General features: G+C 71.1%; 22 protein-coding genes, 2 tRNA genes and 1 pseudogene. 8 read left to right on the top strand and 17 right to left on the bottom strand.

Annotation, left to right across the window (positions count from 1 at the left end; all coding sequences use genetic code 11):
* The first annotated feature begins 136 nt into the window (after positions 1-136).
* Both ABD951_RS13000 and ABD951_RS13005 read left to right on the top strand, forming a co-directional pair.
* Positions 137-1,258: a membrane dipeptidase gene (locus ABD951_RS13000; protein WP_345345381.1), complete on the top strand. Its 1,122-nt coding sequence runs from the start codon at positions 137-139 to the stop codon at positions 1,256-1,258.
* Between the two features lie 82 nt (positions 1,259-1,340).
* On the top strand, positions 1,341-3,392 hold the full coding sequence (locus tag ABD951_RS13005; protein WP_345345383.1) for an elongation factor G: 2,052 nt from the start codon (positions 1,341-1,343) through the stop codon (positions 3,390-3,392).
* A gap of 12 nt (positions 3,393-3,404) precedes the next feature.
* Here the strand turns inward: ABD951_RS13005 and ABD951_RS13010 are convergent, their stop codons facing one another.
* The 7 genes from ABD951_RS13010 to prfB form a co-directional block, all read right to left on the bottom strand.
* Positions 3,405-4,265: an EamA family transporter gene (locus ABD951_RS13010; RefSeq protein WP_345345385.1), complete on the bottom strand. Its 861-nt coding sequence runs from the start codon at positions 4,263-4,265 to the stop codon at positions 3,405-3,407.
* Between the two features lie 55 nt (positions 4,266-4,320).
* Positions 4,321-4,797 carry an SsrA-binding protein SmpB gene (gene smpB / locus ABD951_RS13015; protein WP_345345387.1) on the bottom strand — a complete coding sequence of 159 codons (477 nt, stop codon included), beginning with the start codon at positions 4,795-4,797 and terminating at the stop codon, positions 4,321-4,323.
* 67 nt (positions 4,798-4,864) lie between these two features.
* Complete coding sequence (gene ftsX / locus ABD951_RS13020) at positions 4,865-5,770, bottom strand: permease-like cell division protein FtsX (protein WP_345345389.1); 906 nt, start codon at positions 5,768-5,770, stop codon at positions 4,865-4,867.
* 51 nt (positions 5,771-5,821) lie between these two features.
* Positions 5,822-6,511 carry a cell division ATP-binding protein FtsE gene (ftsE, locus tag ABD951_RS13025; RefSeq protein WP_345345391.1) on the bottom strand — a complete coding sequence of 230 codons (690 nt, stop codon included), beginning with the start codon at positions 6,509-6,511 and terminating at the stop codon, positions 5,822-5,824.
* A gap of 94 nt (positions 6,512-6,605) precedes the next feature.
* Entirely contained in the window at positions 6,606-7,055 is a 450-nt protein-coding gene (locus tag ABD951_RS13030) for an Rv3103c transmembrane domain-containing protein (RefSeq protein WP_345345393.1), read from the bottom strand.
* Positions 7,052-7,942 carry a mechanosensitive ion channel family protein gene (locus ABD951_RS13035; RefSeq protein WP_345345395.1) on the bottom strand — a complete coding sequence of 297 codons (891 nt, stop codon included), beginning with the start codon at positions 7,940-7,942 and terminating at the stop codon, positions 7,052-7,054. Before ABD951_RS13035 ends, ABD951_RS13030 begins: the two co-directional genes overlap by 4 nt.
* The gene (gene prfB, locus ABD951_RS13040) at positions 7,943-9,046 is read right to left on the bottom strand and encodes a peptide chain release factor 2 (RefSeq protein WP_345345397.1); all 1,104 of its coding nucleotides are present in this window, start codon (positions 9,044-9,046) and stop codon (positions 7,943-7,945) included.
* Positions 9,047-9,114: 68 nt separating this feature from the next.
* Here prfB and hisN point away from each other — a divergent pair, with 68 nt between their 5' ends.
* The gene (gene hisN, locus ABD951_RS13045) at positions 9,115-9,915 is read left to right on the top strand and encodes a histidinol-phosphatase (RefSeq protein ID WP_345345399.1); all 801 of its coding nucleotides are present in this window, start codon (positions 9,115-9,117) and stop codon (positions 9,913-9,915) included.
* A gap of 150 nt (positions 9,916-10,065) precedes the next feature.
* On the opposite strand, the gene ABD951_RS13050 is transcribed toward hisN, so the two are convergent.
* From ABD951_RS13050 to ABD951_RS13070, 5 genes are all read right to left on the bottom strand, one after another.
* Entirely contained in the window at positions 10,066-11,550 is a 1,485-nt protein-coding gene (locus ABD951_RS13050) for a DUF4153 domain-containing protein (protein WP_345345401.1), read from the bottom strand.
* 112 nt (positions 11,551-11,662) lie between these two features.
* Positions 11,663-12,649, bottom strand: a complete 987-nt coding sequence (locus ABD951_RS13055) for a HAMP domain-containing sensor histidine kinase (protein WP_345345403.1) — start codon at positions 12,647-12,649, stop codon at positions 11,663-11,665.
* Positions 12,646-13,329: a response regulator transcription factor gene (locus ABD951_RS13060; protein WP_345345405.1), complete on the bottom strand. Its 684-nt coding sequence runs from the start codon at positions 13,327-13,329 to the stop codon at positions 12,646-12,648. The genes ABD951_RS13055 and ABD951_RS13060 overlap by 4 nt, the downstream gene beginning before the upstream one ends.
* A 156-nt stretch (positions 13,330-13,485) precedes the next feature.
* Positions 13,486-14,313, bottom strand: a complete 828-nt coding sequence (locus ABD951_RS13065) for a mycofactocin-coupled SDR family oxidoreductase (RefSeq protein WP_345345407.1) — start codon at positions 14,311-14,313, stop codon at positions 13,486-13,488.
* A 1-nt stretch (position 14,314) separates the two neighbouring features.
* On the bottom strand, positions 14,315-15,199 hold the full coding sequence (locus ABD951_RS13070; RefSeq protein WP_345345409.1) for an amidohydrolase family protein: 885 nt from the start codon (positions 15,197-15,199) through the stop codon (positions 14,315-14,317).
* 325 nt (positions 15,200-15,524) lie between these two features.
* Here ABD951_RS13070 and ABD951_RS13075 point away from each other — a divergent pair, with 325 nt between their 5' ends.
* From ABD951_RS13075 to ABD951_RS13090, 4 genes are all read left to right on the top strand, one after another.
* Positions 15,525-16,961, top strand: a complete 1,437-nt coding sequence (locus ABD951_RS13075; protein WP_425569841.1) for an acyl-CoA dehydrogenase family protein — start codon at positions 15,525-15,527, stop codon at positions 16,959-16,961.
* 26 nt (positions 16,962-16,987) lie between these two features.
* Positions 16,988-18,193 (top strand): acyl-CoA dehydrogenase family protein, encoded by a 1,206-nt coding sequence (locus tag ABD951_RS13080; protein WP_345345413.1) that lies wholly within the window; start codon positions 16,988-16,990, stop codon positions 18,191-18,193.
* A 419-nt stretch (positions 18,194-18,612) separates the two neighbouring features.
* Positions 18,613-20,070: a DUF1254 domain-containing protein gene (locus ABD951_RS13085; RefSeq protein ID WP_345345415.1), complete on the top strand. Its 1,458-nt coding sequence runs from the start codon at positions 18,613-18,615 to the stop codon at positions 20,068-20,070.
* A gap of 397 nt (positions 20,071-20,467) precedes the next feature.
* Positions 20,468-22,090, top strand: a complete 1,623-nt coding sequence (locus ABD951_RS13090; RefSeq protein WP_345345417.1) for an acyl-CoA synthetase — start codon at positions 20,468-20,470, stop codon at positions 22,088-22,090.
* On the opposite strand, the gene ABD951_RS13095 is transcribed toward ABD951_RS13090, so the two are convergent.
* The 5 genes and pseudogenes from ABD951_RS13095 to ABD951_RS13115 all read right to left on the bottom strand — a co-directional run bounded on the left by ABD951_RS13095 (position 22,076) and on the right by ABD951_RS13115 (position 24,356).
* Positions 22,076-23,032: an NAD(P)/FAD-dependent oxidoreductase gene (locus tag ABD951_RS13095; protein WP_345345419.1), complete on the bottom strand. Its 957-nt coding sequence runs from the start codon at positions 23,030-23,032 to the stop codon at positions 22,076-22,078. The two genes, ABD951_RS13090 and ABD951_RS13095, sit on opposite strands and share 15 nt — an antisense overlap.
* Positions 23,033-23,161: 129 nt before the next feature.
* A complete protein-coding gene (locus ABD951_RS13100) occupies positions 23,162-23,533 on the bottom strand; it encodes a type 1 glutamine amidotransferase (protein ID WP_345345477.1) in 372 nt (123 codons plus the stop codon).
* Positions 23,534-23,588: 55 nt separating this feature from the next.
* A pseudogene (locus tag ABD951_RS13105) lies at positions 23,589-23,894 on the bottom strand (glutamine amidotransferase-related protein); the annotation flags it as partial.
* A gap of 53 nt (positions 23,895-23,947) precedes the next feature.
* Positions 23,948-24,024: transfer RNA gene (locus ABD951_RS13110), tRNA-Met, on the bottom strand.
* Between the two features lie 255 nt (positions 24,025-24,279).
* A tRNA-Met gene (locus ABD951_RS13115) sits at positions 24,280-24,356 on the bottom strand.
* 483 nt (positions 24,357-24,839) lie between these two features.
* Here ABD951_RS13115 and ABD951_RS13120 point away from each other — a divergent pair.
* A complete protein-coding gene (locus ABD951_RS13120) occupies positions 24,840-25,418 on the top strand; it encodes a transglycosylase family protein (protein ID WP_345345421.1) in 579 nt (192 codons plus the stop codon).
* The last annotated feature ends 5 nt before the right edge of the window (positions 25,419-25,423 follow it).

Genomic DNA, 25,423 nt, shown 5'->3' on the forward strand with positions numbered 1-25,423 from the left:
GCTGACCCACGAGCAGACCTACTACCGCTGGGTCGAGCGCGCCTGGCGCGGCGGCCTGCGCATCTTCACGAACCTGCTGGTCAACAACCGGGTGCTGTGCGACGTCTACCCGCTGAAGAACCGCTCCTGCAACGACATGGACACCATCCGCGCGCAGGCGGAGCAGGTCCACGAGATGCAGGACTACATCGACGCCCAGTACGGCGGTCCGGGCCGCGGCTGGTTCCGCATCGTCAGCTCCCCCGCCGAGGTCCGCAAGGTCGCCGGGGAGGGCAAACTCGCCGTCACCATCGGCATCGAGACCTCCGAGCCGTTCGGGTGCGGCCTCCGCGACGGCGTGCCGCAGTGCACCGAGGCCGACATCGACCGCGGGCTCGACGAGGTCTACGCGATGGGTGTCCGGCAGATGATCGTCACCCACAAGTTCGACAACGCGTTCGGCGGCGTCCGGTTCGACGGGGGTATCCAGGGTGTCGCCGTCAACGTCGGCAACTTCCTCGGCACCGGGAAGTTCTGGGAGGCCGAGCCCTGCACCGGCCCCGAGCACGACAACGAACTGCTCTCGGTCGGGGACGGTCCGGCCGAGGCGCTCGCGGCGCTGCCGCCGGGCGTGACCACCCCGGTGTACCCGTCGGGGCCGCTGTGCAACACCCGCGGGCTGACACCACTGGGCGAGCACATGGTCCGCGGCATGATCGACCGCGGCATGATCGTCGACATCGACCACATGGGCGTCAAGACCGCCGAGGACACCCTGCGGATCCTGGAGGCGGAGAAGTACTCGGGCGTGGTGTCGAGCCACAGCTGGACCGACCCGCTGAACTACGAACGGATCTACGCGCTCGGCGGGTTCGTCGCCGCGTACGCGTCGAGCCTGCAGGACGACCCGAAGAAGGAGGACTTCATCTCGACGTGGCGCAAGGCCCGCGACATGCGCAGCGACGGCTACTACTTCGGCTTCGGCTACGGCGCCGACACCAACGGCTTCGGGCCGCAGGCCCGGCCGCGCGCGAACGCCGCGAACAATCCCCTGCACTACCCGTACACCACCTTCGACGGCGGCACGGTGATGGACCGCCAGCGGACCGGCGAGCGGGTGTTCGACCTGAACGTCGACGGTGTCGCGCAGTACGGCCTGATTCCGGACTGGATCGAGGACATGCGGAACGTGGCCGGTGCCGACGGCGACCAGATCGTCGAGGACATGAGCCGCGGCGCCGAGGCGTACCTGCAGATGTGGGAGCGCGTGGCCAAATAGTGCTGTCGAATCCTCCGGTTGCGGTGGAGGTCCGGGCCTAGACTCGACTGCGAGCCGACACCGCGACCGCGAGGAGGCCGACGTGGCCGACCGAACCTCACCCCGTGCGAGCCAGGTAGTGCCCGTCACTTCACCCGAGCAGATCCGCAACGTCGTGCTCGTCGGCTGCAGCGGTGTCGGGAAGACGACGCTCGCCGAGTCCCTCGCCCTGGCCGCGGGGGCGGTCGGCAAGGCCGGGCGCGTCGTCGACGGCACCACCGTGTCCGACTACGAGGACATCGAGCACCAGCAGCAGCGGTCCGTGCAGCTGGCGGTGCTGCCGATCGACTGGAACGGTGTGCGGGTCAACCTGCTCGACCCGCCCGGCCACCCCGACTTCGACGCGGAACTGCGGGCCGGGCTGCGCGCCGCCGACGCCGCGGTGTTCGTGGTCTCGGCCACCGACCCGGTCACCGCACCGACCCGCGCGCTGTGGCGCGAGGCGGCGGAGGTCGGGGTGCCCCGCGCGATCGTGGTCTCGAAGCTCGACCTGGCGCGGGAAAGCTTCGACGATATCCTCACCGCCTGCCACGACGCGTTCGGGCTCGGGCCGGACACGCTGCGCGCGGTGTACGTGCCGGTGTTCCGGGACGGGTCACCCAGCGGGTCGGTCGATCTGCTGACCGGTCGCGGCTACGGGGACGTCGAGGCCGCCCCCGACACCTCGGCAGCCCGGGAGAGTCTCGTCGAGGCGATCTCCGGTCTCGACGACACCCTGATGGAGCGGTACCTCGCCGGCGAGGAGCTCGACACCGAGGCGCTGTTCGCCGGGCTGCGGCACGAGATCGTGGACTGCACGCTGCATCCCGCCCTCGCGGTCACCGAGGCCGGGTTCGGCACGGCCGAGCTCCTCGACCTGATCACCGGGTCGTTCCCCGACCCGACACGCCGGGTCGGTCCGGGGCCTTTCGCCGACCCCGATGCCCCGCTGACCGCGCAGGTCATCCGGATCACCGGGGACGCCTACGTCGGCCGGATCAACCTGGTGCGGGTGTACGCGGGCACCCTGCGCCCGGACACCCGCCTGCAGGTCCTCGGGGCCGACGGCGCCAACGAGGACCGGATCACGACGCTGGCCGGGCCGTTCGGGAAGTCGACCCATCCGGTCCCGGAGGCCGTCGCCGGCGACATCGTGTGCGTGCCGAAACTCGCGTCCACCCACATCCGCGACACACTCGCCGACGATCCCGCGACCACCCCGATGCCGGCGTGGCCGTTGCCGCCGGCGCTGCTGCCGATCGGGGTCGAGGCGCACAGCAAGGCCGACGAGGACAAGCTGTCACAGGCGCTGGTCCGGCTCACCGTCGAGGACCCGGCCCTGCGACTGGAGCAGAACCCGCACACCCACCAGCTGGTGTTGTGGTGCACCGGCGAGGCGCACGCAGAGGTGACGCTCGACCGGCTGCGCAACCGGCACGGGGTGCACGTCGACACGGTGCCCTACCAGGTGGCGCTGCGGGAGACGTTCGGTGCCAGCGCGTCCGGACACGGCCGGCTCGTCAAGCAGTCGGGCGGCCACGGCCAGTACGCGATCTGCGATCTCGAGGTCGAGCCGCTGCCTGCCGGGGAGGGATTCGAGTTCGCGGTCCGCGTCGTCGGCGGCGCGGTGCCGAAGAACTTCATCCCGTCGGTCGAGAAGGGGGTCCGCACGCAGCTGCGGGCCGGGGTCGCGACCGGCCACCCGCTGGTCGACGTGCGGGTCACGCTCGTCGACGGCAAGGCACACTCGGTGGACTCCTCGGACGCCGCGTTCCAGACGGCGGCGGCGCTCGCCCTCAAGGACGCCGCCAGCCACACCGAGATCCGGCTCCTCGAACCGGTCGCGGCGGTGCGGGTCATCGTCCCCGACGACTATCTCGGCGCGGTGCTCAGCGACCTGTCCGCGCGGCGCGCCCACGTGCTCGGCACCGAGACCCCCGAGCCCGGCACCGCGCTGCTGCGCGCCGAGGTACCCGAGATCGAGTTGGCCCGGTACCCCGTCGACCTGCGCTCGCTGACCCACGGCACCGCCGAGTTCGCCCGCGCCCACCTGCGGTACGAGATGATGCCGCAGGCGGTCGCCGCGAAGCTCACCGGCAACGGCGCCGCCCGCTGACCCGCGGTCCGCTCACGCGGCGGCGATCATCGCGACGGCGGCAAGCGCGAGCACCATCCCGACCTGCTGGAGCCGTCCGATTCGCTCCCCCAGCATCGTCATCGCCAGCAGCACCGTCGCCGCCGGATACAGCGACCCGATCACCGACACCAGCGACAGCATCGCCCCGGCGAACGCGTACAGCATCGCGCCGTTCGCGACGAGGTCGAGCAGCGCGATCCCGACCGCGAGCCTGACGACGTCGCGGGGTGGCCGGGTGAACTGCCGGGACCCGACCGCCACCGCCCACACGACGACGGTCGCGGTGGCCCGCGACACCACCAGCGGCCACAGTCCGGACTCGTCGCCGATCTGGTGCAGGAACACGAAGGCCAGCGCGAACGCGATCCCCGAGCCGACGGTCAGCCAGGCGACGGCCGGGGTGAACCGGGCCGGGTGACCGTCGACGGCCTCCCCCGCCGACTCCGGGGTCTCGCGGCTGACCAGTACGACGGCGACCAGCGCGAGCGCCACCCCGGCCAGGGCCAGGGCCCCGGGCCGCTCCCCGATCAGCAGTCCGACGAGGACCGGGATCCCGGCGACGAGGACCGCGGTCAGCGGCGACACCACCGACATCGGACCGTCGGCGAGTGCGAGGTAGAACCACCACACCGCGATGCCGCCTGCGATTCCGGACGCGGCGCCCCACAGCGCGGTCGAGGAGGTGAGCGTGCCCCCGAACAGCGGCGCCACGGCCAGCGCAATCAGCAGCGAGATCGGGTACGAGACGATCACGACCCGCAGGGCGGCGACCCGCCGGGACGCCAGGCCGCCGACGAAGTCGCTGACCCCGTACCCGACGGCGGCGACCAGGGCGAGCAGGATCGCCGTCACGGCTCGTGTCGCAGCCGCGACGGAGTCGGCGGCTCCTGTCGCAGCCGCGACGGGGTCAGCGGCTCATGCCTTTCACCCGCCGGCCCAGTTCGCGGGTCACCTCGCGCTCGGCGGTGCGGCGGGCGATGTCCTGCCGCTTGTCGTAGTCCTGCTTGCCCTTGGCGAGGGCGAGCTCGACCTTCACCTTGCCGTCGCTGAAGTACATCGACAGCGGCACCAGCGTCTGGTTGCCCTCCCGCGACTTGCCGACGAGGCTGTCGATCTCGCGCCGGTGCAGCAGCAGCTTGCGGGTGCGACGCGGCGAGTGGTTGGTCCAGCTGCCCTGCCCGTACTCGGGGATGTGCAGTCCACGCAGCCACACCTCGCCGTCGTCGACGGTCGCGAATGCGTCCACCAGCGAGGCCTTGCCCTCACGCAGGCTCTTGACCTCGGTGCCGACGAGCGCGATCCCGGCTTCGAAGGTGTCGAGGATGGTGTAGTTGTGCCGTGCCTTGCGGTTCTGGGCGATGACCTTGCGGCCCTTTTCCTTCACGTCGGGGCCCCTTCAGTACCTCAGCGAGAAATCAACACTGACCAGGATAGTTCGATCTGGCAATCGATTATTCCCGCACGTACAGCCGCAGCGTCACGTACGCGGTGATCGCGGCCATGCCGACGCCGACGAGCACGAGGAACGGCGAGACCAGCAGCACGTCGCTGTTCGAGATGCGGGCGACGATGTTGGCGTCGTAGACGTCGGTGAGCACGTCGTCGATGAACAGGTTCTTCGCGGTGAACAGTGCGACGATCGCGAGGACCGAACCGACGAACGCGGCGACGACCGCCTCGAGCAGGAACGGCAGCTGGGTGTACCAGCGGGTGGCGCCGACGAGCCGCATGATGCCGACCTCGGTGCGGCGGGTGAACGCGGCGATCTGGACCATGTTGGCGATCAGCAGGATCGCCGCGACGGCCTGCACGATCGCGATCGCGAACGCGGCGTTGCGGATGCCACCGAGCACGCTGAACAGGCGTTCGACGAGGTCGCGCTGGTTGAGCACGCTGTCCACGCCGGGCCGGTGCGCGAACGTGTCCTCGATCACCCCGAATCGTTCCGGGTCGGACAACCGCACCTTGAACGAGGCGGGCAGCGCCTCCGGGCTGACCATCGACGCGAGCTCCGGCTGGTCCTTGAACACGCGTTCCTTCGCGTCCGCGACGGCGTCCTCGCGGTTGAGGTACTGCACCGACACCACCGAGTCGGTGTGCTCGAGGTCCTCCCGCAGGCCGCGGCAGATGTCCTGGGTGCACCCGGGGTCGGTGGCGGACACGTCGTCGGTGAGGAAGAGCTGCACCTCGACCCGGTCGAGGAAGATCTGTTGGGTCTTGCCGGCCATCTGCACGACGAGGAGGCCGCTGCCGAACAGGGCGAGGGAGATCGCGGTGGTGAGGATCATCGCGATCGTCATGGTGATGTTGCGGCGCAGTCCGGTGAAGACCTCGCCGAGGATGAAGCTGGCACGCATCGGAAGTGGTGGTCCTTCGTGTGTCGGGGCGGGTTCGGGGCGTTCGGGCGGCTAGCGCCCCACGCCGTAGACGCCCCGCGCCTCGTCGCGCACCACGCGGCCGAGGTCGAGTTCGACGACCCGGCGGCGCATCGAGTCGACGATGTGGTTGTCGTGGGTGGCCATCAGCACGGTGGTCCCGGTCCGGTTGATCCGTTCGAGCAGCAGCATGATGTCGCCGCTCGTGTCGGGGTCGAGGTTGCCGGTCGGTTCGTCGGCCAGCAGCACCAGCGGCCGGTTGACGAACGCGCGGGCGATCGCGACCCGCTGCTGCTCGCCGCCGGAGAGCTCGTGCGGCAGGCGGTCCGCCTTGCCGGACAGCCCGACCAGGTCGAGCACCTCGGGGACGGTCCGGTCGATCGTGGCGCGCGGCTTGCCGATCACCTCGAGCGCGAACGCGACGTTCTCGGCCACCGTCTTGCTCGGCAGCAGCCGGAAGTCCTGGAACACGCAGCCGATCGACTGCCGCAGCTTCGGCACCCGCCGCGCGGCGAGCTTGTTGACGTGGAAGTCGGCGACGTGGATGTCGCCCGACGTCGGCGTCTCCTCCTTGAGCAGCAGCCGCATGAAGGTGGACTTCCCGGAGCCGGACGGTCCGATCAGGAAGACGAATTCGCCCTTGTCGATCGAGACGTTCACCTTGTCCAGGGCGGGACGCGAGGACGCCTTGTAGGACTTGGACACACTCTCCACGCTGATCACGAGGAGCCAGTGTAGACATGCCCGGCGGCCCGCCGTGGCCCTGTGAGCGGCCACCGGTCGCCGAGCGGGACGCATGTCGACGGGTCGACGCGGGTCAGGACGTCGGCGGTGTCGCGGTCGCGGTCGGCGCGGTGGTCTCGACGGCGACGCCCGGGGGCAGTTCGACTCCGGGTGGGACCAGACCCGGCGGCAGCACGATCAGCGGCGACGTGGTCGGCGTGCCGCTCGTGCCGACGGTTCCCGACGGAGGCGACGCCGGCGCCGTCGTGCTCGGTGTCGGGGCGGTCGGGGTCGTGCTCGTCGGGTGCGGGGTCGTGCGCTGCGGCGCCGGGGCCGGGGTGGTCTGCACCGGCACCACCACCTCGCCCTGCGGCTCGTCCAGTTCCGCCTCGCTGATGAAGTAGCCGCGCAGCAGCGCGGTCGCGATGAACGCGAGCACCATGACGACGGTCGACGTGCGGAACCGGCCCAGGTGCCGCGGCCACGTCCAGGTGCGGGCCGCGGTGTGGTCCGGCGTCGGGTCCGCGCCGGCGGGGCGCGTCATGTCGCGTCTCCGTTGTCGGTGGACAGGTCGGGGCCGACGAAGATGCCCTCCCGGCGCAGCGCCGCCGCGACCCGGATGCGGAGCGCGCGCCCGACCTCGAACTGCTTGCCGGGCAGGGTGCGGGCGACGAGCCGGATGTTGACGGTGTCGAGTTCGATCGACTCGACCCCCATCACGGTGGGGGTGTCGAGCAACAACGGTTCGAGGTCGAGGTCGGCGAACGCGTCGCGGCCGACGGTGCGGAGCACGTCGTTGACGTGGTTGAGGTCCGCGGACGCGGGGATCGGGACGTCCACGACCGCGCGCGCCCAGTCCTTCGACAGGTTGACCGCCTTGACGATCTGCCCGTTCGGGACGGTGATCACCTCGCCGTCGGACGAGCGCAGCCGCGTCACCCGCAGGGTCACGTCCTCGACGGTGCCGTACGCGTCGTCGCCGGAGCCCGTGATCGCGATCTTCACGACGTCACCGAAGCCGTACTGCTTCTCCGCGATGATGAAGAAGCCGGCCAGGATGTCCTGCACGACCCGCTGCGCGCCGAAACCGAGCGCCGCACCGAGCACCGTGGCGGGCGCCACGAGACTCCCGATCGCGAACCCGAGGCGCTGCAGCACCTCGATCGCGACGAGCACGTAGACGATCGAGATCAGCACCCAGGTGATCACCTGCGCCAGCGCGTGCCGGTGCTTGGTGGCCTCGGACCGCACCAGCGCGTCGCCCTGGTTGTAGTTCAGGTCGATCCGGTCGGTGATGCGGCCACCGAGCCAGCTGAGGAACCGCCCGGCGAGCAGGCCGCCGAGAACGTACAGGACGATCTCGAGGCCACTCGACTCGAGCCAGTTCGAGAAGTCCGTCTCCGGACCCCAGCCGAACGCGAGGACGGCCAACTAGTCCTGCTCCCCGCGCATGCGCCAGCGGATCCCGGACTCGATGAAGCCGTCGATGTCGCCGTCGAGCACCGCCGACGGGTTGTTGACCTCGTACTCGGTGCGCAGGTCCTTGACCATCTGGTACGGGTGCAGCACGTACGACCGCATCTGGTTGCCCCACGAGCTGCCGCCGTCGCCCTTGAGGGCGTCCATCTCGGCGCGCTCCTCCTGACGCTTGCGTTCGAGGAGCTTCGCCTGCAGGACTCGCATCGCGGACACCTTGTTCTGCAGCTGCGACTTCTCGTTCTGGCAGGTGACGACGATGCCGGTCGGGATGTGCGTCAGCCGGACCGCGGAGTCGGTGGTGTTGACGGACTGGCCGCCGGGACCCGACGAGCGGTAGACGTCGACGCGGACGTCGTTCTCGTCGATGTCGATGTGGTCGGTGGTCTCGACGACGGGCAGCACCTCGACCTCGGCGAAGGAGGTCTGGCGGCGGCCCTGGTTGTCGAACGGGCTGATCCGCACCAGCCGGTGGGTGCCCATCTCGATCGACAGGGTGCCGTACGCGTAGGGGGCCTTGACCGCGAACGTCGCGGACTTGATGCCCGCCTCCTCCGCGTACGAGGTGTCGTACACCTCGACCCCGTAGCCGTGCTTCTCCGCCCAGCGGATGTACATGCGCATCAGCATCTCGGCCCAGTCCGCGGCGTCGACACCGCCGGCACCGGACCGGATGTTGACCAGCGCGTCGCGCTCGTCGTACTCGCCGGAGAGCATCGTCTTGACTTCCATCGCGGCGATGTCGTCGCGCAGCTTCACCCGCTCGGCGTCGGCGTCGGCGACGGCGTCGCCGCCCTCCTCCTCGGCGAGCTCGTACAGCACCTCCATGTCGTCGAGGCGGGAGCGGAGCTCCTCGACCCGGCGCAGTTCGGCCTGCGCGTGCGACAGCTGGCTGGTGACCTGTTGGGCGTGTTCCTGGTTGTTCCACAGGTCCGGGTCGGCCGCCTGGTGTTCGAGCTCGTCGATGCGGCGGCGCAGCTCCTCGACGTCGAGCACCGTCTCGACGGTGGTCAGGGTGGTGTCGAGTTCGGCGAGGTCAGCGGAAACGTCGGGATGCACAACAAAAGGTTACCGGGTGCGCGGAGTGCCCCGACTGGCGGAGTGAGCCGCCGGTAGCCTGTGACCCCGTGACCGATCTCTCCACCGACCTGCACCTCGCCCTGCGCGTCGCCGACGCCGCCGACGCCATCACCCGGGACCGGTTCGGGGCCCTCGACCTGCGGGTCGACGACAAGCCCGACCTGACCCCGGTGTCGGACGCCGACCTCGCGGTGGAACGGGAGGTGCGGGCGATCCTGTCGCAGGAGCGGCCGGAGGACGCGGTGCTCGGTGAGGAGTTCGGCGGCGAGGCCCGGTTCGAGGGCCGGCAGTGGGTCGTGGACCCGATCGACGGCACCAAGAACTTCGTCCGCGGTGTGCCGGTGTGGTCGACGCTGATCGCACTGCTGCAGGACGGGGTCCCGGTCGTCGGGGTGGTCAGCGCTCCCGCCCTGTCGCGACGCTGGTGGGCGTCCGCAGGCGCCGGTGCGTTCACGACGTTCGACGGCGGCGCGCCGAAGCGGATCTCGGTGTCCGCGGTCGACCGCCTCGGGTCGGCGAGCCTGAGCTTCTCGAGCCTGAGCGGCTGGCGCGACCTCGGCATCCGGGACCGCTTCCTGGACCTGACCGACGCCGTGTGGCGGGTCCGCGGCTACGGCGACTTCTACTCCTACTGCCTGCTCGCCGAGGGCGCCCTCGAGATCGCGGCCGAACCCGAGGTGTCGCTGTGGGATCTGGCGCCGCTGGACCTGCTGGTCCGGGAGGCCGGGGGCCGGTTCACCGCGCTGGACGGCACGCCGGGCCCGCACGGCGGCAGCGCGGTCGCCAGCAACGGGCTCCTGCACCGGGCCGTGCTGGATCGGCTCGGCACCGGCGCCGACCGGGCGTGACCCGCGCGCCGGGGGCGCTCCCCCGCGACCCCCGGCCGTGACCGGATCACACCGCGCTCGGCGGGCGGTCGCGGTGAGAGCTCGTGCACACCGCCGAGCGCATCGGCCGGGTGCGGCCGCCGCCGTGGTGGATCCGAACGGGCGGACACCTCACCCCCACACCGGCTCGCACCGACCGATCGGGCGCTCGCGCAGGATCTCCCGGGCACGCGAGCGCGCGGCGTTGTACTCGTACCAGGCCCCGTCGGCCCCGATGTCGACACCGGCCAGCGCGCAGGAGCGGGCCGGCTCCGGCAGCCGGTCGAGGGCGGGCACCGCGTCGGCCGACAACCCGCGCAGGTATCCGACGTCGAGGTCGCCGGTCCGCTCGTACCGCTGGACGTTCCGCTCCGCGATGTACCCGTCCGGGTTCACCACCGCCAGCGCGAGGACCCCGGCCACCGCCGACACCAGCACCGCCGTCGGCAGCCACCGCCCGCGCAGCCGCCACCCCGCCGCGAGCAGCAGCCCGACGATCGCGCCGAACCACAGCTCGGCGACCATGACGCCCAGCCTCAGCCGGGTGAGGCCGAACACGGTCTCGTACAGCGACATCCGATGGACCGCCGATGCGACGACGACCAGCGAGAGCAGGCACAGCGCGCCGAGGACCAGGCGGGCGAGGACCCGGTCCCGCGGCCGCGTCCGGTCGATCCGCCGGACCGCGACCGCGATCACGACCAGGGTCAGCGCGGTCACCGCGCACAGCTGCCAGAAGCCCTGCCTGGCATAGCCGGCGTAGGTCAGGTCGGTGCTGCGCAGCACGTGCCCGCGGCCGCCGAACAGCTCCCGCAGCTGCACCGCGACGAACCCGGCGAACAGCAGGTCGAGCGCCGCCACCGGCACCGCCCACTCCCAGCGGGCGCTGGGGCGACCCGGCGCGGGAGCGAACGCGTCCGGCCGCGGCGGCCGGCGCCGCAGGTACGCCGCGGACAGCGCGACGGCGGCCACCGCGGCGCCGACGGCCAACCGCCCCAACGGATTGCGCACCCGCACACTCGGCACGAGCGCGTCGAAGACCGCGCCGAACTCGGGGTCGGCGCTGACCAGCAGGGCGCCGAACACCGCGACCAGCGCGACACTCACCGCGGCCACCACCAGAACGCGGCCGAGCGGCACGCCGCCCCCGGATCGCGTGCGCCCCCGGCGCACCCAGCCCGCCACCCGCAGCGGGGTGCACCACGGGACGAACGGCGCGAGCGCGTGCCCGGTCCAGGTCCGCGTCCCGAGCAGCGCGGCGGTCCACACCAGCCAGCTCAGCAGGACGCAGGCGAGCACCAGCCCGGGCGCGTCGCGGAGCGCGGCCACCACGAGCAGCGCCAGCGCGGCCGCGGCGCCCACCAGCAGCGCGGGCCGAGGGCGCGGCGGGACGGTCGCGAGCACCGTCGCGGCCACCGCGATGCCCGTCAGCGGGTAGGCGACGCCCGCCACGGACGGCTGCAGGGTGAGCGCGCCGAGCAGGCCGACGCCGAGCGCCGCGCCCACGGTGGCCCGCGGCGGGATCGACGTCCGGTCGGGTCGCCACACGTCCCGGGGCCACATCAGCGGGTCGGGCACTGCGCCCGCCGCGGGGCGGTGCGGGATGGTCGTGGTCATCGTGGATCCTCCTCGTCCACGCCCGCCCCGGATCCGGGCAGGCGCCCTCGCGGGACGGCGATCTCGTCGTACCGAATGGGTGAATCGTTCTGTCGGGGTGGGTACTTCGGCGTTACGGCGGCGGCAGCACGACCCGGATGCAGCAGCCGGTGTCGGTGTCGACCACCTCGATCCGGCCGCCGTGCAGCTCGACGGCCCAGCGGGCGATCGCCAGCCCCAGCCCGGTGCCGCCGTCGGGTGAGCCGCCGCGGGTGAAGCGCTCGAACACCCGGGTGCGGTCGGCCACCGCGATGCCGGGTCCGTCGTCGTGGACGTCGACGACGAGCGCGCCCGCCTGGCCGGTCCGGGCCCGCACGGTCACCGGCGCGGGCGCCGAGCCGTGCCGTGCCGCGTTGTCCACGAGGTTGGCCACCACCTGGTGCAGGCGTGCGGGGTCGGCGTGGCCGCGCAGGCCGGGCGGCTGGACGTCGATCCGCACCTGCGCGGGGTGCTCGGGGTCCGACGCCTGCCGGACCACCTCCTCGAGGAAGGGACGCACGGCGAAGCCGACCCGCCGCAGCGGCACCGCGCCGCCCTCGAGGCGAGAGAGGTCGAGCAGGTCGGCGACCAGCCCGCCGAGGCGCTCGGTCTGCGACAACGCCACCCGCAGGGTCTGTTCGTCGGGTTCCTGCACCCCGTCTACCAGGTTTTCGAGCACCGCGTGCAGCGCGGCGATCGGGGTGCGCAGTTCGTGCGAGACGTTGCCGATCAGCTCCCGGCGGTACCGGTCCTCCGCCTCCAGGTCGGCGGACATCTGGTTGAACGCCGACGCCAGTTGCCCGATCTCGTCGCGCGAGGTGGCCCGCACCCGGCGCGAGTAGTCGCCGGTCGCCATCGCCCGCGCGGCCTCCGTCATCTCCCGCAGCGGCGAGGTCATCCCGTGCGCGAGCACCTGCGTGACGACCAGGGACACCACCAGCGCGGTCAGCAGGGCGAAGCGGAACTGCCACTGGGCCGTCACCCAGAACGTGACCGAGGAGAACAGCAGCGACGCAGCCACGAGCAGGCCGGTCTTGACCTTGAAGGACCGGAACGGGTCGAGCGGCCGCGGCCACCTCATCGCGGCGGCTCCAATGCGTAGCCGACGCCGTGCACGGTCCGGATCAGGTCGCCACCGAGCTTGCGCCGCAACGCCTTCACGTGGCTGTCCACGGTCCGGCTGTTCGCCCCGTCGGCCCACCCCCACACCTGCTCGAGCAGCGATTCACGGGCGATGGCGGCCCGCGGTCTGGAGGCGAGGTGCGCGAGCAGGTCGAACTCGGTCCGGGTCAGGTGCACCTCCGCGTCCCCGAGCCGGACCCGCCGCTGGGTCAGATCCAGCGACACCGTCCCGAACACCATCGGATCCGGTTCCCGCGCCGCGTCGGCGGTGCGCTGCGCCCGGCGCAGCAGGGCGGACACCCGGGCCACCAGCACGCGCATGCTGAACGGCTTGCTCAGGTAGTCGTCGGCGCCGACACCGAGCCCGATCACCATGTCCGTCTCGTCCGCACGGGCGGTGAGCATCAGCACCGGTACCGGGTCGGCGGCCTGGATGCGCCGGCACACCTCGAGGCCGTCGAAGCCGGGGAGCATGACGTCCAGCACCACCACGTCGGGGGCGAACTCGGCACACCGGGCGACCGCGTCGGGGCCGTCGTACGCGGTCCGCACCTCGTATCCCTCCGCGCGCAGCCGCGCGGCGATCGACTCGGAGATCGTGCGTTCGTCGTCGACGACGAGCACTCTTCGCTGGGTCATGCACCCGACTGTATTGCCCGGATGAGGGGATCCTCGGGGGGCCGTGTGAAGGTTCGGTGCAGGTTCGCGGGCGATGCCGGAGCGCCGGCCGGGCAGCCGGGCGTCGACCCCCCACCAGCCCGGTCACGCGCGCCACGCCGTGCGAGCGCCGCGGCGTCAGGTCCGGTTCGCCGAGCTCCCCAGATCGACCTCGAGGACGGCGCCGCTGGTGTGGGTGGCGCCGACGAAGTACAGCACCGCGCGGGTGATCTCCTCCGGCTCCACCCAGGGCTGCCGCATCGGCGTGATTCCGGCGAACCGGGGTCGGGCGTCGTCGAGCGTCGGATGCTCGAGTTCCGGGCAGAAGACGCGGAACGTGCTGTCGTTGAGCACCATCGGCGTCGCGACGGTGGTCGGGCAGACGACGTTCGCGGTGATCCCGTCGGTCGCGACCTCCAGCGCCACGGACTTGACGAGCCCGATCAGACCCCACTTCGAGGCGGCGTAGTGCGCGAGGTTGCGCATGCCGCCGCGGCCCGCCCCGGACGAGATGGCGACGATCCGGCCGAACCGGCCCCGCCGCATCAGCGGAACGGCGGCCCGGATGCACCGGAAGGCCCCGGCGAGGTTGGTCTCGACCATGTCCGACCACGCCTCGTCCGAGATCTCGTGGACCTGCGCGAAACCGCAGATGCCTGCGTTCGCGACGAGGACGTCCAACCGCCCGTAGCGCGCGTCGACCTCGTCGAACAGCGCCTGCACCGACGCCGAATCGCGGACGTCGGTGACCACACCGATCGCGGTACCGCCGGCCGCGGCGATCGCGGCGACGGTCTCGTCGAGGTCGGCTCGGGTGCTCATCGGGTAGGCCACCGTCGGGACCTGGTCCGCGATGTCGGCCGCGACGACCGTCGCGCCCTCGGCGGCCAGGGCGAGGGCGTGGGCCCGCCCCTGCCCGCGTGCGGCGCCGGTGACCACGGCGATCTTCCCGTCCAGAGAACCCATGTCAGTGCTCCTCGGTGGTGTCGAGTCGGTAGAGGCGGCGCGCGTTCGTCTCGAACAGCGCCGCCCGGTCGCCGGCCTCGAACTGTGCTGCGGCGTCGAGATATCCGTCGTAGAGCCGGTCGAACTCGCCGTACATGCGGTCCACCGGGAAGTTGCTGGCGAACATCGCCCGACGCGGACCGAACACGTCCAGGCAGCGCTGCACCCACGGTCGCTGCACGGCGGCGTCGAGGGTGTGCAGGGTCATCCCGAGCCCGGAGATCTTGCAGTGCACGTTCGGGCGCTCGCCCAGCCGGGCGAGCGCGGCCGACCAGTCGTCGAAGTCCGTTGCCGCGATGGGCCATCCGGCGTGCTCGAGCACCACGGTCAGGTCCTCGTGGTCGCGCAGGACCTCGGCCCACGCGGGCATCGAGTGCGGGTGGGCGACGAGGTCGAAGACCAGCGAGTGCCGCCGCAGGTGGTCGAGCAGCCGCCCCGTCACCGGCGCGGCCGGATCGAGCCCGCGCAGCACCCGGATCCCGCGGAAGAGCGGGCTGCGGCGTTGCGCGTCGAGCTGGGCTTCGATGCTCGACCAGTCGGAGTCCGGGTCCACGGCGCCGACCGCCGCGGCCGGCCAGCCGCTGTCGCGGGCGAGTTCGTCGAGCCAGGCCAGCTCGTCGAGGTGGGCGCCCGGCCGGCTGGTCGCGGACACGTGCACGATCGCGGTGACGTCGTAGCCGGCGGTGTCGGCCCGGTAGTCGGCGGCGGTGTAGTCGTGGGCCATCCTCGTCAGGTCACCCAGCGTCGACGGCCGGGCCTCGTCCGGTTCCTGCATCAGCGGATACCACCGCTGCACGGACGGCAGCCAGTGGTGGACGTGTGGATCGACGATCGGGAGTTCCGCCATCTGGACGAGCCTGCCCTACCCGCCGTCGACGTCCAAGCTCGTCACCCGCTGACCGGAAATCCGAGGGTCCCGCGGACCGGAAGGCCGCCCGCGTGGCCCGACGGGAACGGGCCGTCCCGGTCGGCGAATCGCATTCAGGCGCCGACGAATCGGGGGCACGCTTCTCCCGGAACGCGGCGACCGCCTCGGCGGAATCGCGAATGGACCGCACGACGGCCTGCTCCGCGGCGACCGTCGACAGCGCGGGGCCACCGCAGAACGCTCGACTTCACTTCTTACTCTGAAGTAAGATAGCGACGTCCCAAGACCGAACACCGAGAAACTGGTGATCATGAGCAAGCAAGACAGCGTTGTGAATACGAACGGTGCCGCGCGACACGCAGACGATTCGGCGGCTCGCCGCAAGCGCGACACCTCCGCGGTCGGCCTCAACCCGATCAAGCGAGACGCGATGGGCGCCGCCATGCGCGTGCTGACCAAGATCACCGGGTCGGACATCGCCGAGAAGTACAACCTCCGCGAGCCGATCAACCGGGTCACCTACGAGGGCACCAAGACCGGGTTCAAGACGCTCGGCGCGGCCACCCGCACCTTCGCGAAGGTCTCCGGCGGCGGCAAGCCCACCCGTCTGCCCGACGGCGAGGCGAAGAACGCCGACTACTTCGATCTCACCCCCACCGACGAGCAGCAGATGATCGTCGACACCGTGCGGGAGTTCGCGGCCGAGATCCTGCGCCCCGCCGCGTACGACGCCGACGCGGCCGCCTCCTCCCCGGCCGACCTCGGCACCCGTGCGGCCGAACTCGGCATCACGCTGATCAACGTGCCGGAGGAGTTCGAGGGTGTCGCCACCGAGCGCGGCGCCGTGACCAACTCACTGGTCGCCGAGGCCCTCGCGCACGGCGACATGGGGCTGGCGCTGCCGATCCTCGCGCCCAGCGGTGTCGCGGTCGCGCTGACCCAGTTCGGCTCCGAGGCACAGCAGAAGACGTACCTGCCGTCGTTCACCGGCGAGAACGTCCCCGCCGCGGCGCTGGTCGTCACCGAGCCCCGCGCGCTGTTCGACCCGTTCGCGTTGCAGACGAAGGCGGTGCGCTCCCCCAGTGGCTACCGGCTCAACGGCGTCAAGTCCCTCGTCCCGGCCGCCGCGGACGCGGAACTGTTCGTCGTCGCCGCCGAACTCGACGGGCGCCCGGCGCTGTTCATCGTCGAGTCCGACTCCAAGGGCCTTGTCGTGGAAGCCGATCCGAGCATGGGCCTGCGTGCGGCGGGCCTCGGCCGGCTGAACCTCACCGACGTCGCGGTGCCCGAGTCCGCGATCCTCGGCGAGGGCGACGCCGATCAGCGCGCCGCCGACTACGCCGACGCGATCCGCCTGGCCCGCCTCGGCTGGGCGTCGCTCGCGGTGGGCACCGGACAGGCCGTCCTCGACTACGTGATCCCGTACGTCAACGAGCGCGAGGCGTTCGGCGAGCCGATCAGCCACCGCCAGGCGGTGGCGTTCATGGTCGCCAACATCGGCATCGAGCTCGACGGCCTGCGGCTGGTGACGCTGCGCGGCGCGTCCCGTGCCGAGCAGGGCCTCTCGTTCGGCCGTGAGGCCGCCCTCGCCCGGAAGCTGGCCACCGACAAGGGCATGCAGATCGGCCTCGACGGTGTGCAGCTGCTCGGCGGGCACGGCTTCACCAAGGAGCACCCGGTCGAACGCTGGTACCGAGACCTTCGCGCCATCGGCGTTGCCGAGGGCATCGTCCTCATCTGACGCCGACGCCACAGGAGAAACAGACAATGATCAATCTCGAACTTCCCAAGAAGCTGAAGGCGTCCGCGAACCAGGCGCATCAGGTCGCCGCGCAGATCCTGCGCCCCGCCTCGCGCAAGTACGACCTCGCCGAGCACGAGTACCCGGTCGAGCTCGACACCATGGCCGCGATGGTCGAGGGCCTCAACGACTCCGGTGTCGGCGCGTCCGGCGCGGCGCTGGGCCGAGGCGACGCCCCGTCGGTGATCGGCAACGCCAACGGCGGCAACATGGCGTCCCTGATGAACGTCATCGAAACCTGTTGGGGTGACGTCGGTCTGACCCTGTCGATCCCGTACCAGGGCCTCGGCAACTCGGCGATCGCCGCGGTCGCCACCGACGAGCAGCTCGAGCGGTTCGGCAAGGTGTGGGCGTCGATGGCCATCACCGAGCCGAGCTTCGGCTCCGACTCGGCGGCCGTCACGACCACCGCGGTCCTCGACGGGGACGAGTGGGTCCTCAACGGGGAGAAGATCTTCGTCACCGCCGGCGAGCGCTCCACCCACGTCGTCGTCTGGGCGACCGTCGACAAGTCCAAGGGCCGCGCGGCGATCAAGTCGTTCGTCGTGCCGCGCGACGCACCGGGACTGTCCGTCGCCCGGCTCGAGCACAAGCTCGGCATCAAGGCGTCCGACACCGCGGTCCTGCTGCTGCAGGACTGCCGGATCCCGAAGGACAACATTCTCGGCAATCCCGAGGTGAACGTCGAGCAGGGCTTCGCCGGCGTGATGCAGACCTTCGACAACACCCGCCCGATCGTCGCGGGCATGGCCGTGGGCCTCGGCCGTGCGGTGCTCGAGGAGCTGCGCACCGTCCTGTCGGAGGCCGGTGTCGAGGTCTCGTACGACATCCCCGCGAACAACCAGCACGCCGCGGCGGCCGAGTTCCTGGCCCTCGAGGCCGACTGGGAGGCGGCGTACCTGCTGGCGCTGCGCGCCACCTGGATGGCCGACAACAAGAAGCCGAACTCGCTCGAGGCGTCGATGTCGAAGGCGAAGGCGGGCCGCACCGGCACCGCGGTCTCCCTCAAGGCCGTCGAACTCGCCGGCACCGAGGGGTACTCGCAGCGTCCGCTGCTCGAGAAGTGGGCCCGGGACAGCAAGATCCTCGACATCTTCGAGGGCACGCAGCAGATCCAGCAGCTGATCGTGGCGCGGCGCCTGCTCGGCAAGTCGTCGACCGAGCTCAAGTAGCCTGCGCAGCAGCTTTTTTCACGAGACGATCCGCCCCGGTCGCATCCACTGCGACCGGGGCGGAATTGTCGCTGCACCACTTCTCGTCCGGCCCCGAGATCGTGTCGCGCCTGCTCGGTGACGTCACCGAGGAGCGTTTGCGTGTCGTCGATGCGCACGAGCCACACCGCGGTCGCCAGGGCGACCGCGCTCGGGGCGGTGACCAGTCGGCCCCGCCAGGTCATCGGAGCACCGGCGTCAGCGGGTCGGGCCGGTCACCCCGCCATCGTTGCATCAGATGCAACGGGACCTCCCTCGACGCGGCGCCCCGATGCAGTGACAGGAGAAGGACGAGAGACCATCCCTGACGGGTGAGGCGGACCGGCCCGGTGTCCACCAGAGTCGGACGTGTTCAGCAATGACACACGGACGGAGCGGCAATGACCGAGGCGGCGAAGGCGACAGAGGCGGAGACCGGCGGTGTCCGAGACGACGAGCCGATGTCCCCGCTCCTGCGGCAGATCAACGGCGGCCGGTGGTTCCCTGAGGAGGAAGCGGAAGCGTTGCGTGCGGAGTTGTACTACCAGCGCGCGGTGCACGCCTACACCACGATGCTTCCGGCGTTGAACGTGATCGGGATGCGCGACGGCTCCGAGGCCACGTTCGGCAGGGGCTACCACGTCCTGCCGATCTGGAAGGATCGGATGGACAGCCGCACCTGGGTACCCACCCCGAACGCGGACGTCATCTACGCCATGAGCTACCTCGACCTGGGCAAGACCGGGCCGCTGGTGGTCAACGCACCGGCGAACGTCATCGGCATGTTCACCGACTTCTTCCAGCGCACCCTCACCGACGTCGGCGCGGTCGGGCCCGACCGCGGGCGCGGTGGCCTGTTCCTGTTGCTGCCCCCGAACTACGACGGACACGTTCCGGCGGGCTACTACACGTTCGAGTCCTCGACCTACAACGTCTTCCTGTTCTTCCGCACCATCATGGGACAGGGCGACGGCGAACCGGACCCGTCGGCAGGTGTCGCTGTGGCCGAACGCACCCGCGTCTACCCGCTGTGGGAGACGGAGAAGGACGTGCCTGCGATGGAGTTCCCCAATGCCAGCGGCGTCCGGGTCAACATGATGTACCCGACGGACTTCACCTTCTGGACCAAGCTCAACGAGTTCGTGGACTACGAGCCGGTCGCCGCGATCACCCCGGAGCTGCGTGGTGTGCTGGCCTCGATCGGGATCGTCAAAGGCCGGCCGTTCGAGCCCACCGACTGGCAGCGGGCTCAGCTCGAACGCGCTGTCGTCGACGCGCCGAAGATGATCCTCGCCAGCGCCCAGCTCGGCCGTCCCGACGAGCGCAACCTCTACTACGACGACCGCCAGTGGGAGGCGGCCTGGGCGGGCGGCACTGCGGAGTGGATGCAGCGGTCCTATCTCGACATCGACGCCCGCGCGCGGTTCTTCCAGTACGCGTACTCGTCGGCGCCGGCGATGAACATCCACACCACCGGCGCCGGCGCCAAGTACCCGTACGCGATCCGGGACCGCGACGGCGAGTTCCTCGACGGATCCCACACCTATCGGCTGCATCTGCCGCCGAACCCGCCGGCGGGCCTGTTCTGGGCGGCGACCGCCTACAACGTCACCGACGGCACGATGCCCGAAACCGACGAACTACTGCCCTCGACCAACGGCTACTACGACATCCCGAAGAACGAGGACGGTTCGATCGACCTGTGGTTCGGACCCGACAAGCCCGACGGCGTGGCCGACGCAGCGTTCGTCAAGGTGATCCCCGGACGCCACTTCGTCGGCGTGTTCCGGCTCTACGGCACCGGCGCCGAATTCTACGACCAGTCCTGGAAGCCCGACGATTTCGTGAAGACGACATAGGACACCGTGCCTGCCGCCGGCGCAACAAGACTCGTCAAGATGGCGGCGGACGCCCCGCCGTCGCCGTTCCACGCCGTGTCACGCTTGCGATGAGTCTCACGAGATGAGCGGAAGGCCCGGCCTTCGCCGGTTGTATCCCGTCGAACAATGCCCGGTCTGCCGGTGCTCGCACGCCGTCCACCCACCGTCTCGTCGCCTCCTCGTGGTGGGCCACCGCCACGACCCCGATCCTGCCGGCACCACGCGCCAGTGCGTCCGAACGAACTCCCTCCGGCGTCCACCGGAAGGCGCCCCCGACCGCGGCTTCGGCGCGGGGGCGCCTTTCGGCGCGTCCGCGGGCCCGCGACGGTCTAGTCTGTGACCGTCGACGCACCGGAGCCTAGGTCAGGGGGACGCGATGCCGGGCCTACGGACCAGGGTCACCGACACGTTCGGTGCGGTCCGGGTGATGGTGCGCTCGGGTCTGGTCCCGTTCCCGCGCCTCGACCGCGGCCTCGCGTCGATCCGTGCCGCCGGGACGTACGGACCCTTCGCCGGCGCGGTCCACGCACACGCCGTCGCCGGTCTCGACGCGGTCGCGATCGTCGACGAACTCGGCCAGCTCACCTACGCCGACCTCGACCGCAGGTCCAACGCGCTGGTGCGGGCGTGGGCCGCGGACGGGATCACCGCCGGTTCGGTGGTCGGCGCGATGTGCCGCAACCACCGTGGTCTGGTGCTGACGATGATCACCGCGTCCAAACTCGGTGCGAAGCTGGTCCTGATGAACACCGGATTCGCGGCCCCGCAGTTGGTGGATGTGGCTGCGCGCGAACAGGTCCGGACGTTGGTGTTCGACGAGGAGTTCGCCGCGGTGGCGGCGGCGCTGCCCACGGACGTGCTCCGCTACCGATCGTGGGGCGAACGCGCCGAGACGGTCGCGCACCTCGACGACCTGATCGACGGCCGGTCCACCGACCCGGTGCCGACACCGTCCGCCCACGGCAGCTTCGTGCTGCTGACCAGCGGCACGACCGGCACGCCGAAGGGCGCACCTCGCGAGCGGACGTCTCCGCTGGCGTCCGCCCAGTTCCTCGACCGGGTGCCGCTGCGGCCCGGACAGACGATGGTGATGGCGGCGCCGGCCTTCCACGGCACCGGCCTCTCGCAGCTCGGGCTGGCGCTGGCACTCGGGCAGACCGTGGTGCTCCAGCGGCGATTCGACCCGCTCCGGGCGGTCGAACTGACCGCGGACAACCGCGCCGACGTCCTGGTCGTCGTGCCGACGATGCTCCAGCGCATCGTCGATCTCGGGCCCGACGTCCTGTCCCGGCACGACACGACCAATCTGTCGGTGATCTTCGCGGCCGGGTCGGCGATCTCCCCCGACCTGTGCCGTCGCACCACCGCGGCGTTCGGCCCGGTCCTGCACAATCTGTACGGCTCGACGGAGGTCGCGGTCGCGACGGTCGCGACACCCGCCGACCTGGCCCTCGCTCCCGGCACCGCGGGTCGCGCCCCGGTCACCTGCCACGTCGCGCTGTACGACGACGCCGGCACCCGGGTCACCGAACCCGAGGTGGTGGGCCGGATCTTCGTGGCCAGCGGCCTGAGCTTCAACGGCTACACCGACGGCCGGGACAAGGAGCGGATCGACGGCCTGCTCTCGACCGTCGACGTCGGGCACTTCGACCGGAACGGTCTGCTGTTCGTCGACGGCCGCGACGACGACATGATCGTCTCCGGCGGCGAGAACGTCTACCCGCTCGAGGTCGAGAACCTCCTCGCCGAGCACCCCGACGTCGCGGACGCGGCGGTGATCGGGGTCGAGGACGCCGAATTCGGCCAACGGTTGCGGGCTTTCGTGGTCGCGGCCCCCGAATCAGACCGCGACGCGCAGGCCCTCGAGACGTTCGTGAAGGGCCACCTCGCCCGCTTCAAGGTGCCGCGCGAAGTGGTGTTCGTGGACGACCTGCCCCGCAACGCGACCGGCAAGCTGGTGCGCGGAGCGTTGCGGGACCTGGATCTACCGGGCGACTGAGTACTCGGCGACCGCGGCCGCGACGTCCTCCTCGATCAACGCGGCGTTGATCATCGCGCCGACCGCGACGCCCTGCGCGGCGGCCGAGATGACCTGCGCGCGTGGATCGGTGACGTTTCCGGCCGCCCACACCCCCGCCGCGGCGGTCGCGCCGGTCTGATCGGCGGCGAGGTACGTGCCGATCACCTCCCCGCCCATCTGCTGCGTCGCCGGTTCGAGACCGAGACCGTCCAGGAAACCCATGCGGGCGGCGAACTTCGGCGGCACGACGAGCGCCTCGCGGGCGACGACCGCACCGTCGGCGAGCCGGATCCCGGTGAGCCGGTCGTCGGTCACCTCGAGTCCGGTCACCTCCCCGTCGACCACGCGGATGCCGCGGGCGGCGAACTTCTCCAGGTCCGCGGCGTCGAAGGCCGCCGCCGTGTGGGTGAACAGCACCACGTCGTCGCTCCACTGCCGCCACATCAGAACCTGGTGCACCGCAAGCGGACTCGTGGCGAGAACTCCGATCGGCCGGTCGCGCACCTCCCAGCCGTGGCAGTACGGGCAGTGCAGCACGTCCCGACCCCAGCGCTCCCGCACTCCGGGCAGGTCGGGAAGCTCGTCGACGAGACCGCTCGCGACGAGGAGCTGCCGTGCCGCGACCTCGCGGGAATCATGCAGCGCCACCAGGAATCCCCGCTCGACACGGCGCACCGCGACCACGTCGCCGGCCGTGAACTCGGCCCCGTATCCGGCGACCTCGTCGCGGCCGGTCCGGAGCAGATCGCCCGGCGCCGCACCCTCCCGCCCTAGATAGTTGTGCATGTGCTCGGCCGGCGCGTTGCGGGGCTCGGCAGCGTCGATCACCAGCACCGACCGGCGCGCCCGCGTCAGGGACAGCGCCCCACCGAGTCCGGCCGCGCCACCGCCGACGATCACCACGTCGTACCTGTCGTTCATCAGTTCCTCCGTTTCGAATCCGCGGTCACCGACCACTGTCCGACCCGCCATCCCGTTTCCGCAAGTGTATTTGCCACATCAGCAAGAAGGTGCGCCGAGTCACCCCGTCTTCGGATTCGCGAGGTACCCCTACGCCGGGTCGAGGACGTTGCCGATCAATCGTCGGCCGACACTCTCGACCGCGCCGAGGCGGTCGGCGTCGGGCACGGTGCCCGAAGGCATGTGCTCGACCAGCGCCGGCAGCTGCGCGGCCGTCAGCTCCACGTGGAACTGCAGGCCGTAACCGGTCTCGCCGACCCGGAAGGCCTGGTGCGGGTACCGGTCGCTGCTCGCCGGCAGCACCGCCCCGCCGGGCAGGTCGAACGTGTTGCCGTGCCAGTGCACGACCGGCACCGTGGTCCCGAGGCCGCCGAACACCGCGTCGCGGGCGGCGTCCGGGGTCGCGGTGACGAACCCGGCACCGAACTCCCCCGTCCGGGGTCGCGGTGACGAACCCGGCACCGAACTCCCCCTCCGGCCCGGCGTACACCCGGGCGCCGAGCGCCGCGGCGATCAGCTGCGCACCGAGGCACACCCCGAGCACCGGCACACCACGCCCCAGACAGTTCGCGATCGGCTCCCGCTCGGCGGCCAGGTGCGGATGGGCGGCGTCGTCGAGCGCGTTCGTCGGCCCACCCATCACGACCAGGCCGGCGCAGTCCGCCGCGGACGGCAGCGGCTCCCCGGCAAACGGCGCACAGGTCTCGTGGCGAATCCCCTTGGCGTCCATCATGGTCGCGATCAGCGCGGGCCCCTCGAACGGGACGTGGGTGACGATCCGCCAGTGCATGCGAGCATCCTCACACAACCGCGCGAGGGCCATCGACCGCAGAGACGACGAAGGCCCGGTCTCGTGTGAGACCGGGCCTTCGTCATTGGTAGCGGGGACAGGATTTGAACCTGCGACCTCTGGGTTATGAGCCCAGCGAGCTACCGAGCTGCTCCACCCCGCGCTGCATCACCTACTGTACACGAACTTCGGAGCACTCCTGACCACCCCTCCCGAGGGTTCCCCGATGTCACATTCGCTCACCCGAAGTGACCCGCTGCGACATCAGGGGACCGTGCGACGGGGATCACACCCGAGCCCGGAACGCGGCGAGCCGGAACATCGGGCACCCGGACGCCGGCGAGGGCGGGGAGGACGGACCGAGGAAGGCCGGAAACGACAGAAGACCCGGTCTCGGGTGAGACCGGGTCTTCGTCATTGGTAGCGGGGACAGGATTTGAACCTGCGACCTCTGGGTTATGAGCCCAGCGAGCTACCGAGCTGCTCCACCCCGCGCTGCATGAACGAAGTTACACGAACGGATGAAGCGAACACAAATCGCCAGGACGGCTGTCCACGCCCACGTCCGCGAGCCCTCCGACGACGACGCGGCACGCGCCCCCGACCCCGCACATCGGAGTGACGCACTCCACAGAAATCGGGTGATCCCCGCCACATAACGGTGGGGTAACAAAGATACTGCCGAGTAGCCAGGACGCCCGATGACCTGGCGAAAGTCGCGTTACATCGATGACTTGCGTTGCGGCAGGCCACAGTTCGACGGGGATGACCCGTCGCGGATTGTTGGCTAGCGTCGTTTCCGGCCCGAAACGACCGGGCTCAGCCGACCCGCCGCTGCTCGACTCTGCCCCGCGGGATCGGAACCCCGAAACCTTCGAGGGGCAGGGACGGCGAGCCACTCGCGAACGCCTGGCGACGAACAGCAGTCTGTCCGCCACGGCCGGCCCCGTCAGCAAGCGCGGAGAGGATTCACCCCGCATGACCACTCGCAAGACAACCACGCGCGCCCTGGGCGCCGTCGCCGCGACCGCGGCGCTCGCCGCCGTCCCGATGGCCCTCAGCGCCGGCACCGCCTCCGCCGCCACCCACAACTGGGACGGCGTCGCGCAGTGCGAGAGCGGCGGCAACTGGTCGACCAACACCGGCAACGGGTACTACGGCGGCCTGCAGTTCTCGCAGAGCACCTGGTCCGCCAACGGCGGCACCGGTTCGCCGCACACCGCGTCGAAGGCCGAGCAGGTCCGCGTCGCGGAGAACGTGCTCAGCACCCAGGGTGCCGGCGCGTGGCCGGTGTGCGGTCAGTACCTGACCGCCGGCGAGCCCGAGCCCGCCCCCGCCCCGGCTCCTGCGCCGACCCCGGTGTCCCAGGTTCCGGGCGCGATCGCGCCGGTCGCCACGGCCCCGGCCCTGCCCGCGGGCATCCCGGCCCCGACCGCCGACCAGATCAAGGTGGCCACCGACCGCGCCGTCGCGACCGCCGCGCAGTTCGGCTACGGCGACCAGGCCCGCTCGCTGGTCGATGCCAACAGCGTCCTCCTGGCCGGCCTCACCCGCTGACCTGA

Origin of the sequence: Rhodococcus olei (assembly GCF_039540555.1) — a bacterium.
GTDB classification, from domain to species: Bacteria; Actinomycetota; Actinomycetes; order Mycobacteriales; family Mycobacteriaceae; genus Rhodococcus_G; species Rhodococcus_G olei.

Excerpts from the sequence above, each read along its gene's own strand:
- ABD951_RS13000 (WP_345345381.1), top strand. The coding sequence starts at position 137 with ATGGACACCATCCGCGCGCAGGCGGAGCAGGTCCACGAGATGCAGGAC.
- ftsX (WP_345345389.1), bottom strand. The coding sequence starts at position 5,770 with ATGCGTGCCAGCTTCATCCTCGGCGAGGTCTTCACCGGACTGCGCCGC.
- ABD951_RS13030 (WP_345345393.1), bottom strand. The coding sequence starts at position 7,055 with ATGACGCGCCCCGCCGGCGCGGACCCGACGCCGGACCACACCGCGGCC.
- ABD951_RS13050 (WP_345345401.1), bottom strand. The coding sequence starts at position 11,550 with ATGACCACGACCATCCCGCACCGCCCCGCGGCGGGCGCAGTGCCCGAC.
- ABD951_RS13055 (WP_345345403.1), bottom strand. The coding sequence starts at position 12,649 with ATGAGGTGGCCGCGGCCGCTCGACCCGTTCCGGTCCTTCAAGGTCAAG.
- ABD951_RS13060 (WP_345345405.1), bottom strand. The coding sequence starts at position 13,329 with ATGACCCAGCGAAGAGTGCTCGTCGTCGACGACGAACGCACGATCTCC.
- ABD951_RS13065 (WP_345345407.1), bottom strand. The coding sequence starts at position 14,313 with ATGGGTTCTCTGGACGGGAAGATCGCCGTGGTCACCGGCGCCGCACGC.
- ABD951_RS13070 (WP_345345409.1), bottom strand. The coding sequence starts at position 15,199 with ATGGCGGAACTCCCGATCGTCGATCCACACGTCCACCACTGGCTGCCG.
- ABD951_RS13080 (WP_345345413.1), top strand. The coding sequence starts at position 16,988 with ATGATCAATCTCGAACTTCCCAAGAAGCTGAAGGCGTCCGCGAACCAG.
- ABD951_RS13085 (WP_345345415.1), top strand. The coding sequence starts at position 18,613 with ATGACCGAGGCGGCGAAGGCGACAGAGGCGGAGACCGGCGGTGTCCGA.
- ABD951_RS13090 (WP_345345417.1), top strand. The coding sequence starts at position 20,468 with ATGCCGGGCCTACGGACCAGGGTCACCGACACGTTCGGTGCGGTCCGG.
- ABD951_RS13095 (WP_345345419.1), bottom strand. The coding sequence starts at position 23,032 with ATGAACGACAGGTACGACGTGGTGATCGTCGGCGGTGGCGCGGCCGGA.
- ABD951_RS13120 (WP_345345421.1), top strand. The coding sequence starts at position 24,840 with ATGACCACTCGCAAGACAACCACGCGCGCCCTGGGCGCCGTCGCCGCG.